Below are 16,442 nucleotides of genomic sequence, written 5' to 3'. Positions count from 1 at the left end.
TGTTGCGTGAGCGGGGTGGGGCGGGCACCTTGCTCTCTCCGCTCTCTCCGCTCTCTCCGCTCTCTCCGCTCTCTCCGCTCTCTCCGCTCTACGCCGCCTCGTCCACCTCGCGCTCGATCTCCAGGGCCGCGGCCACGAGGTCGTCTTTGATCGTGCCCAGCGCCTCGTGCTGGTCGACGTAGCGCTCGACGGCGTCCTTCAGCGACGTGTCGCGGCGGACGACCGTGCGCTGGCGGCGCTCGGCGGGGTCCACGTCGCGCTCGATGGCGGCCACGACGTCGGCGTCGGCGAGCGCCGCGCGGAGGGCGCCGGCGTCGACCGCCCCCGCCTGGTCCTCGTCGACCTGGTAGCGGACGCGGACGACGGCGCCGGCGATGTCGTGGCGGCCGACCTGGGCCAGCAGCGCGGCCGTCGGGTCGTCGGCGCCGCGGACGTCGGCGTCGACCGAGACGAACCGGCGGGCCGGCGTGGGCACGAACTCGTACGCCGTCCGCTGGCCCGCCACCCCGCCCGCGTCGATGTCGACGAGCACGAACCCTTTTTCGTCGTCGGCCTCCTTGAACGAGACGCGCTCGATGGACGACGAGTAGACGACGGGCGGCCCCTCGCCCCGCTCGAACGCCTCGCGGTTCCGGTCCTGAAAGCGGTGGATGTGCCCGAGCGCGACGTAGTCCACGTTCGGCCGCGCCAGCTGGGCCGCCGTCAGGATGGGCTCGTGGGCGATCAGGCTGGCCCGCTCGCTCCCCGACGGGTCGGCGCCCTTGACCGTCAGGTGGGCGCAGACGACGAGCGGGACGGCCGGGTCGGCCTCGGCCGCGCACGTCGCCACAAAGTCGGCGTAGAGCCCCTCGACGAGGTCGCGGATCTCGAGCGGCGTCTTGCCGCGGTGCTCGTCGCGCGAGAGGATCTTCGAGCGGATGGGCCACGGGAGCGCGACGAGCTGGAGCGGGCCGGCCTTCGTCTGCACCGCCCCGCCCGGGTGCCCCTCGGCCCGGAACGTGGGCACGGCGAACACCTCGACGTCGCCCCCGAGCACGCCGAAGATGTCGACCGACGACGCCTTCCCGAAGCTGACCGGGTGGTCGTGGTTGCCGACCACCATGACGACCGGGATGCCAGCGTCGACGACCGGACGGAGCGCCTCGGCAAACTGCTTCTGCTGCGTCGGCGTGGGGTCGGCCGTGCGGTAGGCGTCGCCCGCGAACAGGAACAGGTCGACCTCCTCGGCCACGGCCCGCTCGACCATGAAGTCGAACGAGCGCCGGAAGTCGAGGAGCCGCGTGCTCAGGCCCGTCGCCGGGTCCAGCCGCCCGTGCGTCTCGTACCCCAGGTGGATGTCGGCGCAGTGGAGGATTTTCATGGGGAGGGATGGAGGGATACGAGATGGGAGAGGGATGGGCGGGCGGGGTGGGTCCCGCCGCCCCGCCCCTGCGGGCCGAGGCGGACGCCTGGTTGCCCATCCCTCCATCCCCTATCCCTCTCCCATCCCTCCCGCTACCACCCGATCCGGCCGCCGGTCTCGGGGCGCTCGGCGGGGGCGGGGCGGTCCTGCATCCGGTCGAGGATCTCGCGGGCCGGCGAGGGCGCCGTCTGGTTCCGGGAGCCCCCGCCCGACGACGAGCGGCTCCGCGAGCGGCTCCGCGACGAGCCGCCGGGGAGGTAGCCCGACGTCCCGATCCGGCCGCGGCGCGTCGGCGGCTGGTAGTCGGCCGGCTCCTCGAACTCGATGTCGGGGTCCAGGCGGACCGTCGAGTCTCCCTCGGTCTGGAGCCGTTCGAGGAACGCGCCCACGTTGAGGAGCCCGGTCCGCCCGCCCTGGCCGATGGCCGTGTTGGGGTAGGTGATCCGGCGGTCGTCGAACCCGGTCCAACTCCCGACGACGAGCTGCGGCGTCATGGCGATAAACCAGCCGTCGGCGTTCTCCTGCGTGGTCCCGGTCTTGCCGGCTAGGTCGAGCCCGCGGATGTCGGGGAACCGCGACGTCAGGCCGCGCGCCGTCCCGCCGGTCACGACCGCGCGCATGGCGTCGTAGACGGTGTAGGCCGTCGACGGGTTGAGGACCTCGCGGGCGACCGGCGTAAAGTCCTCGATCACGTTCCCGTAGCGGTCCTCGATCCGGTCGACGGCGAGCACGATGTGGGGCGGGACCGCCGTGTCGGCCGGGCGGTCCTCCTCGACCGTCGGGCCGTGGTAGACGCCGTAGTTGGCGATCGTGGCGTAGGCCGTGACCATCTCCAGCAGGCTCACGTCGGCGGTCCCGAGCGCGATCGAGCGGGCGTAGCAGTCGTTGGCCCGGGCCTCGAACGGCTCGCACTCCCGTTCCCACCGCTCGCGGGGGACGGACACGAACGTCTGGCCGGCCTCGCAGGACACGTCGAACTGGCGGAGCGTCCGGTTGTGCGTGCAGTCGATGAGCGGGGGCGGGAGCTCGAGCGGCGTGCGGATCCCCATCTGGTACGCCGTCCGCGCGAGCTCAGCCTGCCCGAAGTGCTGCGTGACCCGGGCGGCCACGACGTTCCGCGACTGCTGGAGCCCCTCGGCGAGCGTGGTCCACCCGCGGTAGCTGCCGCCCGAGTTCTGGGGCTGCCAGTCGCCCCAGGCGAACCGGCCGTCGAGGACCGGCGACTGCGGCGAGTACCCGTTGTCGAAGGCCGTCGTGTAGGCGAAGAGCTTGAACGTGGAGCCGGGCTGGCGCCGGGCTTGGCCGCCGTGGTCGAACTTGTTGGCGATAAAGTCGCGGCCGCCCACCCACGCCTTGACGCGGCCGCTCGTCGGGTCCATCGCGATGAGGCCGGCCTCGAGCTGGGTCCGCGCCGTCTTCAGCGAGTCCATGAACTCGCCGTCGCGGCGGAGCTCGGCGACGGCGTCGTCGGGGTCGAGCCCCTCGGCCCGGAGCCGCGCGAAGTGGTCGGTCCCGCGGACGTACTCGTCGACGATCTGGCGGTTGCGGCCCCACCAGCGCCCGAACGGGTCCGAGGCCGAGCCCCAGCCCCGCCCGACGACCTCCTGGAGCCCGTCCATCTGCTCCTGGACCGCCGCCGTCGCCAGCGCCTGCATCTCCGAGTCGATGGTCGTGCGGATGACGAGCCCGTCGCGGTACGGGTCGCGCCCGTTCTCGACGGCCCACTCGCGGAACCACAGGCGGAGGACCTCGGCAAAGTGCGGGGCCACGTTGTCCTCGTGGCTGTACGGGTTGAACGTGGCGGCCACGTCGACCGGGTCAGCGCGTGCGTCGCCGTAGGCGGCCTGGTCGAGGACGTCCTGGTTCCGCATGTTGAGCAGGACCACGTTCCGCCGCCGCGTGCTGTTCTCGGGGTTGCGGACGGGGTCGTAGAACGAGTTGGCGGCCAGCATCCCGACCAGCGTGGCCGACTCGGCGGGCGAGAGGGCGGCGGCCGGCTTCGAGAAGAACGTCTCGGCGGCCGCCTCGATGCCGTAGGCGTTGTACAGGAACGGGACCGTGTTGAGGTAGGCCTCGAGGATCTCGTCCTTGGTGTAGGTCCGCTCGATGCGGACGGCCGTCAGGATCTCCTTCGCCTTGCGGACGACCGAGCGGTCGCCGATCGTGAACTCGACCTGGTCGCGGTAGAGGTTCCGCGCCAGCTGCATGGTGATCGTCGAGGCGCCGCGGAGCCCGTTGCCGCGGAGCGCGTCGACGACGACGGCGCCGAACCCGTAGAGGTCCATGCCCCAGTGGTCGTAGAACCGGCGGTCCTCCGTCGCGATGAGGGCGGCCGGGACGTAGGGGCTCATCTGGTCGAGCGAGACCCACGTCCGGTTCTCGCCGTCGTAGTACCTGGCCAGCTCCTGGCCGTCGGCTGTGAGGACCTGTGTGGCGAGCAGGTTCTGAGGGTTCTCGATCTGCTCGAGCGACGGGAGGTCCTGCGAGAGCCACGCGACGACGGCGACGGCGCCCAGCGCGCCGAGCACGACGAGCCCGCACACGACGGCCAGCGCCCGCGTCGTCCGGCGGCGGCGGTCGGCGGCCGGGCCGGTGGGGCGGGGTGGGGCGGCCGGGCCGGGAGGCGGCGCCGTCGCGGCGCCGTCGCCCGAGGCCCCGCCGCGGCGGGCGCGCGGGGCGTCGGGGGAGCCGAAAAAGGTGCCGAGGTCGGCGTCCTCGCCCGTCAGCGGAGCGCTCCGCCAGGCGTCGTCGTCCGCGGCCGCCCCGCCCTCCGGGCGTCGGGCGTCCTGGCCGGCGCGGCGCGCGGCGGGCGAGGAGAAAAACTCCTGGAGGTCGTCGTCGGTGTACGTCGGGTCGTCCATGTCGGGCCGGGGCCGTTAGAGGGCGCGCGCCGCGTCGAGCGGGGCGGGGCGGGCGAGGGGGACGGCGGCGCCGTCGGCCCAGCGGGAGAGGGCGGGGCCGTCGGCGTCGAGCGTGGCGAACGTCCGGGCGCCGAACCAGTAGCCCGGGTTGAGGTAGACGCCGCCCCGCCCGCCGGCGTCCGGGCGGGGCGGGGCGGCTTCGAGGGCGGCCGTGTGCGAGTGGCCAAAGGCGACGACGTCGGCGCCCGTCGTCTGGAGCCGGTCGTGGGCGGCGGCCGAGAGGCGGCGGGCGACGGCGGGGTCCGGCGTGCCGTCGGTCCCGAACCGCTGGGCGACCCAGCGCGCGAGGCCGTAGCCGGCGTCGCCGGGCAGGCCCATGCGGTAGAAACGCGCCATACGGGGGGAGCGGAGGAGCGGCTGGAGGCGGTGCGTGAGCTGGCTAGAAGGGCCGCGGGGGGCGCCGTGGCCGTCTCCATGCGCAATATACAGGGACCGCCCCGCCCTCCGCGTCTCCCAGGCGTCGACGACGCGGGCGCCCACCTCGCCCTCGAAAAAGTCGACGTGCCACGGGTCCCGGTTGCCGACCACGTAGACGACCTCGGCCCCGCGGTCGGCCCACTCGGCGAGGAGCCCGACGAGGCGGGCGGCGCCCTTGGGGACGAGGTGCCGGTACTCGATAAACTGGTCGTAGACGTCGCCCAGGAGCACGAGCGCCGCCCCGCCCGCGGCCCCGGCGTCGGGGACGAGCGCGCCCTCGTGCGCCCGGAGCAGGGCGACCGCGTCGCGCTCGGCGGCGCGCGTCTGGTCGCGCGTGCCGCGGCCGAGGTGGAGGTCGGAGAGGAGGAGGAGCAAGCGTCTGGGGGGCGAGCCGGCCAAACGGGGGGCGGGGCGGGGTGGTCTGCGCTCCCGCCATTCTTCGACGCGGCGCGGCGCCACGGGGGCACTGCGGCGTGTCCCGGGCGGAGCGGTCGGCCGGGGTGGCACCCGCCGGGGCGGCCGTGCAACTTCGGCCCCGGCGACCCGTTCTGCCGCCCCGCCCCGCGCGCCGACCCCGGGCGGGGCGGTCGAGACGCCCCCGCGACCCGGGGCAGGACCCGCGCGCGTCCGTCCCCGATGCCGCCCCGCCCGCCCCTCCGGTCTGGGTCCGCCCCGCCCCCGACTCCTCCCTGTGCAGAACGCCTACCGCTCCCCCTCGTCGTTCGGCCTGTTCCCGCCGGTCGTCAAGAACCTGCTCATCATCAATGGGCTGGTGTTCCTGGCCCAGATGGTGTTGGACGCCCGGTCGGCAACCATCTACGACACGTTCGACCGGCTGTTCATGCTGTGGCCGCTGGGCGGGCCGGAGGCCGTCCAGTTCCGCGACGGCGTGGTCCAGTTCGGGACGTTCCAGCCGTGGCAGCTCGTGACGAGCGCGTTTATGCACGGGGGCTTCGGCCACATCTTCTTCAACCTGTTCGGGCTGTGGATGTTTGGGGCCGTGGTCGAGCGGACGCTGGGGTCGACGCGGTTTTTCTGGTTCTACCTCGTGTGCGTGCTCGGGGCCAGCGTGCTCCAGCTTGTCGTCGCGTCGTGGCCGTTCTGGGCGGGCGTCGGGGGCATCCCTGTCCCCACGCTCGGGGCGTCGGGCGGGGTGCTGGGCGTGCTCGCGGCGTTCGGCGTGTTGTACCCTGAGGAGAAGATCTTCCTGTTGTTCCTGCCCGTTCCGATTCCGGCCAAGTGGTTCGTGCTCGGGTACGCCGCGTTCAGCCTGTTCGCCGGGTCCGCGGGCGTGCAGGCGGGCGTGGCCCACTTTGCGCACCTCGGCGGGATGCTCACTGGGGCGCTCCTCATCCTTTACTGGCGCGGGCGGCTCCCGGTAAAGCCGTCGCGGCGCCTCGCCTGAGGGACGGGGCGGCCTCCGTTCGAGGTACCATCTTTCCGCCTCCGTCGTAACTCCGTGGGCGCGCACCCGGCGCCCCTCACCCGCACCTGCTCCAGGGCATGGCCGACCCGTCCTCCCCGCTCTTCCGGTTCCAGCTCTGGCGCGCCGGCCTGCCGCCGGCGCTCCGGCTGCTGCTGACGGTCAACATCGCGACCTACGTGCTGTTCGTCGTGCTGAGCATCTTCGGCGCGGGCGGGCTGCTGGCCGTGCTCGCGCTCCCGGCCACGCCAGAGGGCCTCCTGCGGACGCCGTGGACGCCGCTCACGTTCGCGTTCGCGAACCTGTACCCGGGCTTCCTGGGGCTGATCTCGTTCGTGTTCGGGTTCCTCTGGCTCAGCTGGATGGGGCGGGACTACGAGGAGAGCTACGGGCCGCACCGGCTGTTCGGGACGTACGTGCTGGGCGCCTTGGGCGGGGCGGCGGTGGCCGTCGCCGTGGGCGCGGCCTCGGGGGGCGGGGCGGTCGTGTCGCCGTTCGGCGTCTACTACGGGCTCTGGATCCCGGTCACAGCCGTGCTCTGCGCCTACGCCACGTTCCACCCGGACCGCGGGATCGGGCTGTTCTTGCTCGGCGTGGTCCCGATGAAGTGGGTGGCCGTCGGGTTCGTGGTCCTCAGCCTCGCGTTCTCGCCGGAGCGGATGGCCATCCTCGGCGCCGCGCTGACGGGCGTGCTCATCGCGCGCATGGCGGGGCGGGACGTCGACCTGACGGCGTGGGCGCGCCCGCTCTTCGACCGCCGCCGGCGCCCAAAGGCGGCGAAGGCCCCCAAGCGGAGCCCGTTCGCGCGGCCGACGCCCGTCCCCTCGGGCGGCCGGCGCTCGAGCTCGGGCGGGCGGGCGCCGGCCCCGAGCGTGGACCAGATCCTCGACAAGATCCTCGACGAGGGCTACGACAGCCTGACCGACGAGGAGCGCACGATCCTGGACCGGGCCAGCCGTGGCTGAGGTCGCCGCCCCGCCCCGCCGGCGGGGTCCGCTGGCCCGAACTGCGTGGGCGCTCTTCGCGGTCGTCGACGCGCCCGTGGCGCTCGCCGTGGCCGTCGGGTTGGGCGCCGCGGTGCTCCCGCCCCGCCCGTTCTGGTGGGCGCAGCTGGCGGCCGTCGTACTCCCGTATGCCACGCTCGCGCTCGTCGCGCTGACGGTCGTGCCGCTGGCGGCGCGGCGGTGGGGGTGGGCGCTCGTCCACCTCGTCCTGATCGGGTCGGTCGCGGCGCGGGCGCTCCCGAGCGGCCGGTTCGCCGGCCCAGAGCCCAGCCCGGACGACCTCGTGGTGACCTCGTTCAACGTGCCGCAGACCGGCCCGAGCGCCGACGTCCTGGGCGACTCGATGGCCGCCTTCGTCGGCCGCATTCGGCCCGACGTGCTCGCGCTCCAGGACTCGTGGGTGTTCCCCGAGCGGTTCGCCGGCGACGCGGCGGTCCTCCCCGCCCAGGTCTCGGCGCTCCTCGACCGGCTCCCCTACGACCTCGCCGTGCCCGGCTCGCTCGTGCAGTACCCCGGGCGGAAGCGCGTGGGCACGAGCGTCCCGCTGTTCGTCCGGCGCGGGGGCGGGGTGGAGGTCCTCGATCAGGAGCCTGTCCACGTGGGGCCGCCCGGCGACGCGGCCGTCTCGGTGGCCCTCCGCACGCGGCTCCGGTGGCAGGGCCGCGAGGCCGTGCTCTACAACGTCCACCTGCGGTCGTTCGGCGAGGACAAGCCGTGGGAGGACGACGCGGTGCGGTGGGACGCCCCGCGGTCCTGGGTCCCGTACCTCCGCCAGTACCGGGCGGTCTACGCCGGCCGCCGCGCCGACGTGACCGACCTCGCCGAGCGAATCGAGGCCGAGACGCTCCCGGTCGTGGTCGTGGGCGACTTTAACTCGACGGCCGACAACTGGAGCTACTGGCGCCTCCGCCGCGCCGGGCTCGGGGGCGGCGTCGTGGGGCCGTCGCGGCTCGACGCCTTCCGGGAGGGCGGCGGCCTAGTGTGGGGCCGGACCTACCGGGCCGACCGCCCGCTCGTCCGCATCGACTTCGTGCTCGCGGACCCGGCGTTCGTGGTGACACAGGCCGAGACGTTCCCGGTCGGGTTCTCGGACCACCGGCCGGTCCGCGTCCGGCTCCGCTGGCGCGAGTAGGGGGAGGGGCGGCCGGTTCCCGCGCCGTGACCGACCCCGCCGCCCCGCCCCCGCCTTCTACGGGCGGGGCGACTAACGCTCGGCTGCCCGATGAAACCGGCTTCACAGAGCAACAGACCGGATCTTCACGGGTAGCAAGTGGCTCAGAGCGCTGCGCTCCTTCGACGCCTCATGCCCTCGACCCAGACCCCGATCTCCACAGCGCGAACGCGCGGCCGTGCGGTTTGTGGGCGCCGTCGGTGGCTGGGCCTGCTGACCGTCTCAGAACGGTAGGGGCGCGCCCGCCCCGCCCTGTCGCACGCCGCCGGAGTCCCGGCGGCCTCCCCCGAGTCCTCTGCCGTCGCACTCCGGTGCGGTGGCCGCTCCCCCCGTCATGCAGACCCTCCTCCGTCCGTTCCAGACCTTCTTCAAGACCGAGGCCGCCGGCGGCGTCCTGCTCCTCGTGGCGGCGGCGGCGGCGCTGGTCTGGGCCAACAGTCCGTTCGCCGGGGTCTACGCCGACCTGTGGGGCACCTACGTGACTGTGGGCGCCGGGGCGTTCGAGATCTCGAAGCCGCTGCTGCTCTGGATCAACGACGGCCTGATGGCCATCTTCTTCTTCGTCGTCGGCCTCGAAATCAAGCGGGAGGTCCTGGCCGGCGAGCTGTCGGAGCCTAGGAAGGCGGCCCTCGCGATCGCCGCGGCGCTCGGCGGCATGGTCGTCCCGGCCGTCCTCTACACGGTCGCCAACCTGGGCACGGACCGGCTCGACGGGTGGGGCATCCCGATGGCGACCGACATCGCGTTCGCGCTCGGCGTGCTGGCCCTGCTCGGGAGCCGAGCCCCGCTCGCGCTCAAGGTGTTCCTGACGGCCGTCGCCATCGTCGACGACCTCGGCGCAGTCATCGTGATCGCCGTGTTCTACACGGCCCAGATCAACGTCTCGGCGCTGCTGTGGTCGCTGGCGCTCGTCGGCCTGCTGGCGGTCGTGAACCGGCTCGGCGTCCAGCGGACGGCGGTCTACGCGATCGTCGGCGTGGCGGCGTGGGTGTTCATGCTGAAGTCCGGCGTCCACGCGACGATCGCGGGCGTCCTCGTGGCCCTGACCATCCCGGCCAACCGCAAGATCCACGAGGTCGAGTTCGCCGACCGCGTGACCGGCCTGCTGGCCCGGTTCCGCGAGGGGATCGCGGGCTCACCGACGGACCCGACGCCCGAGCAGGCGGCGGCGGTCCATAGCATCGAGGTGGCGTGTCAGAAGGTCGAGACGCCGCTGGCGCGGCTGGAGCACGGGCTCCACGGGTTCGTGGCGTTCTTCATCATGCCCGTCTTCGCGCTCGCCAACGCCGGCGTGGCCCTCGGCGCCGACGCCGCTGCCCTCGTCACCGACACCGTGGCGCTGGGCGTCATGCTCGGGCTCGTGGTCGGCAAGCCGATCGGCGTCATGGGCATGGCGTTCGTGGCCGTCAAGACCGGGCTGGCGGCGCTGCCGACGGGCGTGACGTGGCGCCACGTGCTGGGGGTCAGCTTCCTGACCGGCATCGGGTTCACGATGTCCATCTTCATCGCCAACCTAGCCTTCGGGCCGGGTCCGCTCCTGGACAGCGCGAAGACGGGCATCCTGGCGGCCTCGGTGATCTCGGGCGCCCTCGGCGCCGTGGTCCTCTCGCGGGCCGCCGCCGCTCCGCCGACGGTCGAGGAGGAGCGCCCGCTGGAGGCGGTGGGCGCCTAGCCCGCCCCCGGAGCGCCCGCCGCCCCGCCCGTGCCTGGGGGCGGGGCGGTCTTTCTCGTTGCGCGGGCGGGGCGGCGGGGTCCGGCGTTCGGCGCGGGCGGGTCCACAGGACCACCGGCTGGCGCGAGCTTCCTCTGGAGAGACCGCGGGCCAGGGCCGACACCACGGCCGCCCCGCCCTCAGCGCCGAGCCCCGCCGCGGCGGCCCGAGACCGCCCGAGCGAATGCCCACCTGCGCCTTCCTGACGACGGACCACACCAGCCACTTCGCGGTCTACGACCGCGACGCCGTCGCCCCGCTCGCGGCCCGCGGGTGGACGGTCGACGAGGTGCCGTGGCGCCGCCCCACCGACTGGAGCCTCTACGGGGTGGTCGTGGTGCGGTCGCGGTGGGACTACCAGGACGCGCCGGCCGAGTTTTTCGAGGTGCTCGCCGACATCGGCCGCCAGACGCGGCTGGAGAACCCGCTGCCGGTGATGCGCTGGAACGTCGAGAAAACCTACCTCCGCGACCTGGAGGCCGCCGGCGTCCCCGCCGTCCCGACGGTCTGGCTCGACGGGCTCACCGGGGACGCGCTGGCCGACGCCGTCCGCCGGTGGGGCGAGGTCGTCGTCGAGCCCCAGGTGAGCGCCAACGCCGACGGCACGTTCCGGCTGGCGGCCGAGCCCCGCGCCTGGGCGGAGGCGCTGTCCGCGCTGGCCGACCGGCCGTGCATGGTCCAGCCGTTCGTGCGCTCGGTGGTGGAGGAGGGGGAGACGTCCGCGTTCGTGTTCGGCGGCGACGTCAGCCACGCGGTCCTGAAGACGCCGGCCGCGGGCGACTTCCGAGTTCAGGAGGAGCACGGGGGCCGCATCCGGGCCGTCTCGCCGGGCGACGACCTGCTCGCGCTCACCCGCGCCGCGCTCGCCGCCGTGCCCTGGCTCGAGCCGCTGCTCTACGCCCGCGTCGACGCGGGCCGCCTGGCCGACGGGGCGCTGGCGGTGATCGAGCTGGAGCTGATCGAGCCGTCGCTCTACTTCCCGCACGCCCCCGGCTCGGCCGAGCGGTTCGCCGCCGCGCTCGACCGCCTAGCAGGCTAGGCCCCGCCACCCCGCCGTAAACGGCAGGAACGCCGTGAGGACGTACACGGCCACGCTGACGAGCGCGAACGTGGCGACGAGGATGCCGCCGGCGCTGGACAGGATCTGCCGCAGCCGCGGGCGGATCTCCTTGAGGTAGAGCTCGCTGCCGGCCACGAACGCGATCACCGCTAGCGACAGCTCGTCGACGAACCGGAGGCTCTCGGCCGCCGCCGACGGCAGGAACTCGAGCCCGAACGACCCAACGAGCGCGCCGGCGAAGAGGTACCCCGTGATCGTCGGGAGTCGGATCCGCTTGAACCCCTCTCCGATGAGGTAGGACGCGAGGCAGACGACGGCGAAGGCGAGGGCGTACTCGAACGTCTGCATTCGCAGGAGGGGGGCTATGCGCGCGTTCCGCGGGCGGCCGGACCCGTCACCAGCCGGCGGCGGAGGGCGTCCCCGCACCGGGAAACTATGCGCCCGCTCCCGGCAGGCGCTCTCGGACCCCGCCCCGCGCCCGCCGGCCGGGCGGGCGCGGCGGGTCCCAGACGGGCCGCCCCGCCCGTACCTTTTCGGCGCGTCCCCCGCTCCCCCCGTGACCCTCACCCAAAGCCTGCTCTCGATGGCCGGCGGCGTCGTGCTGCTGCTGGCCGGCGCCGAGGGCCTCGTGCGCGGGGCGTCGGCGCTCGCGCTCCGGCTCGGGATCACCCCGCTCGTGGTCGGGCTGACGGTCGTCGCGGTGGGCACGTCGAGCCCCGAGCTCGTGGTCAGCGTGCAGGCCGCGCTGGCGGGGCGGGGCGGGGTGGCGATCGGGAACGTGGTCGGGTCGAACGTGGCCAACCTCGGCCTCATCGTCGGGCTCTCGGCCGCGCTCAGCCCCATGCGCGTCGACCGCGGGCTGACGCGGCAGGACATGCCGGTCATGCTGGGGGGGATGGTCGTGCTCTCGGCCTTCCTCCTCGACGGGACGCTGGAGCAGTGGGAGGGCGGGCTGCTCCTGGTCGGGGCCGTCGTTTACACGGTCCTGAAGATTGCCGCCTCGCGCCGCTCGGTCCGCGCCGAGCGCGAGGCGCTCCCGCCCGAGATCGAGTCCGCGCTCGCCGACACGCAGGCCGGCTTTAAGCGGCACGTCCTGTTCGTCGTCGGCGGCATCGCCCTGCTCGTGTGGGGCTCGGACCTGCTCCTCGACGGGGCCGTCGAGCTCGCCACGACGCTGGGCGTGAGCGAGGCCGTGGTCGGGCTCACGATCGTGGCGCTGGGGACGAGCCTGCCGGAGCTGGCGACGACGGTCGTGGCCGCGCTCCGCGGCGAGGGCGAGATCGCGCTCGGCAACGCCGTCGGGTCCAACATCTACAACGTGCTGAGCGTGCTCGGCCCGGCCGCGCTCGCCGCGCCCATGGCGGCGGTCGGCGTGGGCGTCGACGTGCTCGTGGTGATGCTCGGGTTCGGGCTGCTCACGCTGACGTTCCTGCTCACGGGCGGCAAGACGCAGCGGTGGGAGGGGGCCGTCCTGCTCCTGGCCTACGTGGGCTACCTGTGGTGGGTCGCGACGGGGTGAGGACTGGGGACTGGGAGCGCGCGGGCGGGGTGGCGCCCGATTTGTTCCGCCCCGCCCAGGCACGGGCGGGGTGGTGAACGACGCGGGCGGGGCGGCCGGACAAAGGCGCCGCGCCGCCGCATCCACCTCGGGGGGAGACGCGCCGTACCACAATGCGGACACCCCGCCCCGTCCGCGCCGTGGGTGGGGCACGCTGCCCGCAGCCCAAACCTGATATGTTCATGAGGAATGGGGCCGCCCCGCTCCCAACGGCGCTCTGGTGGGCGGGGCGGTGGAAATAGGCGCGGTTCTGGAGCGTTCTTCCGGTCCGCCCCTGTGGGCTCGCCCCCTGAGCCCGCCCTTCCCCCGGTTCGCATGCGTTTTCGTCTCCTCGCCCTCCTAGCCCTCGCCCTCGTGACCGGCCCGGCGTCGGCCCAGTCCGAGCGCCAGCTGTTCAACCAGGACCGGCTGGCCGAGCTCCTCTACGCCCACCGGAGCGACCTCGAAGACATCCCCGAGGTCACGTTCCGGTACTACACGCTCAGCGACTCGATCGGGAACTCGATCCTCGCTCGCCACGGCCTCTACGAGATGGTCGGCGACGGCGACGCCCGGGCGGGGCGGGAAAAGCTGGGCATGACCACGTTCCTCAACGGGGTCTTCCTCGAGACGCTCGACACCGGCGACACGATCGTCATCCCGGACCACTTCGACCTCGACCCCCGCGCCTACAGCCCGTTCCCGCGCGTCTACGAGGGCGCCCGCGACTTCGACAAGCTGTTCGTCATCGACAAGACGACGCAGGCGTGGGCCGGCTACGAGAACGGCCGGCTCGCCCGCTGGGGGCTCGTCTCGACCGGGGCCGAGGGGACGGAGACGCCGTCGGGCCGGTTCAACTTCAACTGGAAGGAGCTCCACCGCGTCTCGACGCTCTCGCCGCCGGGCGAGTCGTGGGACATGCGGTGGGTGTTCAACTTCCACGACCGCCGCGGCATCCACATCCACCAGTACTACGCGCTGCCCACGTCGGGCGCGGCCAGCCACGGGTGCGTCCGCCTCATGACGGCCGACGCCAAGTGGATCTACGACTGGGCCGACGGCTGGACGACGACGACCGGCGAGGCCGAGGACGCGATGGGCAGCCGCGGCGGCCGCGTGATCGAGCAGGGCACGACGGTCCTCGTCCTCGGTGAGGCCCCGAACGGGACGCCCGAGCGCTTCCGCGACGTCGACGGCCGCCCCGAGCTCGTCCGCGTCGAGCTCCCCGAGGACCCGTACAGCGTGCGCCCGGGGACCGACCAGCAGGTCCGGTTCGACCGGCTCCGCAAGCAGCAGGCGACGAGCACGCCGTAGCCGCCCCGCCCCGCCCGGCCCGCTCTCCGCCCCGCTCTCGCCCGAGGGCGGGGCGGTTTCTTTGCGGTGCGCGCGCACGGGGCGGGGCAGACGGCGCTAGCCTCCGGGACGCCCCGCCCCTAGGGCTCGCCCCCAGAACCGGCCGCCGTGCCCATGCCCGCCCCGCCCCTCGCCGCCGGTCCGCTCCCGTTCGTCGGCGAGCTGGCCGCCCTGTTCGCGGCCGGCGTCGTCGTGGCCTACCTGTGCTACCGGGTCCGGCTGGTCCCGATCGCGGGGTTCCTGCTGGCCGGCGTCGTGATCGGGCCGGAGGCGCTGGGGCTCGTCCGCGACGTGGAGCTCGTGGCGCAGCTGGCCGAGGTCGGCGTCATCATCCTCCTGTTCTCGATCGGCGTCGAATTCTCGCTGGCCCAGATGGCCCGGCTCGCGCGGCCCATCTTCCTCGGCGGCGGGCTCCAGGTGGCGCTCACGATCGGGGCGGTCACGGGCGGACTGCTGCTGCTGGACGTGGGCGTCGGGCCGGCCGTGTTCACGGGTTTTCTCGTCTCGCTCTCGTCGACGGCGATCGTGCTGAAGGTGCTCGGCGAGCGGGCCGAGACGGACACGCCGGTCGGCCGCGTGGTGCTGGCGATGATCCTGTTCCAGGACCTCGTCATCGTCGTGATGGTCCTCCTGATCCCGGCGCTCGCGGGCGAGGGCGGGTCGGCGCTCGACGTGGCGTGGGCCTTGGGGAAGGCGGCCCTCGTGATCGCGGCCGTCCTCGTCGGCGCGCGGCGCGTGGTGCCGGCGCTCCTGGAGCGCGTGGCCGAGACGCGGCGGACCGAGCTGTTCCTGCTAGCCGTCGCGGCGGTCTGCCTGGGGACGGCGTGGGCGGTGTCGCTGGCGGGCGTGAGCCTGGCGATCGGAGCGTTTTTGGCCGGGCTCTTGGTGAGCGAGAGCGACTACGCCGAGCACGCGCTGAGCGAGATCCTCCCGCTCCAGACCCTGTTCACGGCGGCCTTCTTCCTGTCGGTCGGGATGCTCCTGGACCCGGCGTTCCTGTGGGCGAACCTGGGGCTCGTGGCGGCCGTCGCGGCGGTCGTCCTGGTGGCGAAGGCGGCGGTCGCGGCGTTCAGCGCGCGGCTCCTGGGCTCGCCGCTAGGCGTGGCCCTCGCCGTCGGGCTCGCGCTGGCCCAGATCGGCGAGTTCTCGTTCGTGCTCGCGCTCGCCGGCGCGGATGTCGGGCTGCTCCCGGGCGGCGTCGCCTCGGGCGACCAGATCCTCATCGCCGTCACCGTCGTGCTCATGCTGGCCACGCCGGGGCTCGTCGCGCTCGGGCCGCGGCTGTCGGCCCTCGGCCGCCGCGTCGAGACGGCCGCCGGCGTGGGCGGGGCGGGCGGCCCGAACGGCGGGGGCGGGGCGGGCCACGGGCACGGTGTCGACCTCCAGGACCACACGGTCGTCGTGGGGTACGGGCTGGCGGGGCGGCGGCTGGCCCGCGTGCTGGGCGAGAGTGGCATCCCGTACGCCGTGAGCGACCTCAACCCGCGGAGCCTCCGCGAGGCCCACGCCGACGGCGCGGTGACCGTCTACGGCGACGCCTCGCGCGAGCCCATCCTCCGCGGGCTGGGCGTCGAGCGGGCCAAGCTCCTCGTCGTCGCCATCAACGACGGCGACGCCACGCGCCGGATCACGGCCGTCGCCCGTCACCTCAACCCGACGCTCCAGATCCTCGCGCGGACCCGGTTCGTGGCCGACGTCGAGCCGCTCACGCGGGCCGGCGCCGACGTGGTGGTCCCCGAGGAGATGGAGACGACGGTCCGCCTGTTCACGCACGTCCTGGGCGCCTACCTCGTGCCCCGCGACGAGATCGAGCGCCAAGCTGCCCTCGTGCGCCAGGACGACTACGGCGTGCTCCGCGGCTCCATCCAGGAGGCGCACCTCATGGTGCTCCAGGGGCTCGACGAGGAGGGCCTCCACACGCGCGCGGTCGCCGTCCGCGACGGCGCCCCGGCGGCGGGGCGGACGCTGGCCGAGCTCCGGCTGCGCCAGGACCACGGGCTGACCGTCATGGCCGTCCGCCGCGGCCGCGAGACGGTCGGGAGCCCGGCCGGCGAGTTCCGCGTCGAGCCCGGCGACCGCCTCGTCATGGTGGGCTCGGCGGACCAGTTTGCCCACTCGGCCGACCTGTTCCGCGCCCCGCCCCCCGACGGGCCGCCCCGCCCCGCCCCGCTCGCTGCCGAGGGCGGGGCGGGCGCCTAGAGCGCCCCTCGGGTGGGTACGGGGTACCAGGTACGAGGTACGGCCCGATCTGGTCTCGGCGCTCGCGTACCTCGTACCGAGTACCCTGCCTACCTGCACGTTGCTCTAGGCGCGCCGGCCGGGCGAGCGTAAGGGCGGGGCGGGGGCAGGGCGTCGGCGGAGGAGCCGGAGCCGCCACCCCGCCCGGCGCGGCTTCGCCCGGAGCCGCCCCGCCCCGTGTGACGCGCCGGCGTCACGGGGCGGC

Annotated in this window: 12 protein-coding genes; 8 read left to right on the top strand and 4 right to left on the bottom strand. The window is 74.0% G+C overall.

Features of this window, described 5'->3' with window-relative positions; genetic code table 11:
• Positions 1–88 precede the first annotated feature (88 nt).
• The 3 genes from RM540_RS12165 to RM540_RS12155 form a co-directional block, all read right to left on the bottom strand.
• Positions 89–1,360: a metallophosphoesterase family protein gene (locus tag RM540_RS12165; protein ID WP_311664448.1), complete on the bottom strand. Its 1,272-nt coding sequence runs from the start codon at positions 1,358–1,360 to the stop codon at positions 89–91.
• Between the two features lie 134 nt (positions 1,361–1,494).
• Positions 1,495–4,263, bottom strand: coding sequence for a penicillin-binding protein 1A (locus RM540_RS12160; RefSeq protein ID WP_311664445.1), 2,769 nt, complete (start codon positions 4,261–4,263; stop codon positions 1,495–1,497).
• 15 nt (positions 4,264–4,278) lie between these two features.
• Positions 4,279–5,115, bottom strand: coding sequence for a UDP-2,3-diacylglucosamine diphosphatase (locus RM540_RS12155; protein WP_311664443.1), 837 nt, complete (start codon positions 5,113–5,115; stop codon positions 4,279–4,281).
• A 316-nt stretch (positions 5,116–5,431) separates the two neighbouring features.
• Between RM540_RS12155 and RM540_RS12150 the strand changes: the two genes are divergently transcribed.
• The 5 genes from RM540_RS12150 (at position 5,432) to RM540_RS12130 (ending at position 11,088) form a co-directional block, all read left to right on the top strand.
• Positions 5,432–6,145: a rhomboid family intramembrane serine protease gene (locus RM540_RS12150; protein ID WP_311664441.1), complete on the top strand. Its 714-nt coding sequence runs from the start codon at positions 5,432–5,434 to the stop codon at positions 6,143–6,145.
• 98 nt (positions 6,146–6,243) lie between these two features.
• Positions 6,244–7,128, top strand: coding sequence for a rhomboid family intramembrane serine protease (locus RM540_RS12145; RefSeq protein ID WP_311664438.1), 885 nt, complete (start codon positions 6,244–6,246; stop codon positions 7,126–7,128).
• Positions 7,121–8,299, top strand: a complete 1,179-nt coding sequence (locus RM540_RS12140; protein ID WP_311664436.1) for an endonuclease/exonuclease/phosphatase family protein — start codon at positions 7,121–7,123, stop codon at positions 8,297–8,299. Before RM540_RS12145 ends, RM540_RS12140 begins: the two co-directional genes overlap by 8 nt.
• 373 nt (positions 8,300–8,672) lie before the next feature.
• Positions 8,673–10,010, top strand: a complete 1,338-nt coding sequence (gene nhaA, locus RM540_RS12135; RefSeq protein WP_311664434.1) for a Na+/H+ antiporter NhaA — start codon at positions 8,673–8,675, stop codon at positions 10,008–10,010.
• Between the two features lie 223 nt (positions 10,011–10,233).
• On the top strand, positions 10,234–11,088 hold the full coding sequence (locus tag RM540_RS12130) for an ATP-grasp domain-containing protein (protein WP_311664432.1): 855 nt from the start codon (positions 10,234–10,236) through the stop codon (positions 11,086–11,088).
• Here the strand turns inward: RM540_RS12130 and RM540_RS12125 are convergent.
• Positions 11,077–11,457: a cation:proton antiporter domain-containing protein gene (locus RM540_RS12125; RefSeq protein ID WP_311664430.1), complete on the bottom strand. Its 381-nt coding sequence runs from the start codon at positions 11,455–11,457 to the stop codon at positions 11,077–11,079. The two genes, RM540_RS12130 and RM540_RS12125, sit on opposite strands and share 12 nt — an antisense overlap.
• Before the next feature lie 208 nt (positions 11,458–11,665).
• Between RM540_RS12125 and RM540_RS12120 the strand changes: the two genes are divergently transcribed.
• The 3 genes from RM540_RS12120 to RM540_RS12110 all read left to right on the top strand — a co-directional run bounded on the left by RM540_RS12120 (position 11,666) and on the right by RM540_RS12110 (position 16,198).
• Positions 11,666–12,628 carry a calcium/sodium antiporter gene (locus RM540_RS12120; RefSeq protein ID WP_311664428.1) on the top strand — a complete coding sequence of 321 codons (963 nt, stop codon included), beginning with the start codon at positions 11,666–11,668 and terminating at the stop codon, positions 12,626–12,628.
• 354 nt (positions 12,629–12,982) lie between these two features.
• Entirely contained in the window at positions 12,983–13,960 is a 978-nt protein-coding gene (locus tag RM540_RS12115) for a L,D-transpeptidase (protein ID WP_311664426.1), read from the top strand.
• A gap of 153 nt (positions 13,961–14,113) precedes the next feature.
• A complete protein-coding gene (locus RM540_RS12110; protein ID WP_311664424.1) occupies positions 14,114–16,198 on the top strand; it encodes a monovalent cation:proton antiporter family protein in 2,085 nt (694 codons plus the stop codon).
• Positions 16,199–16,442 lie beyond the last annotated feature (244 nt).

The organism is Rubrivirga litoralis, assembly GCF_031846415.1.
Taxonomy (GTDB): Bacteria; Bacteroidota; Rhodothermia; order Rhodothermales; family Rubricoccaceae; genus Rubrivirga; species Rubrivirga litoralis.
Note: the sequence above shows the minus strand (reverse complement) of the source record. Positions and strands in the feature narration are given on the sequence as shown.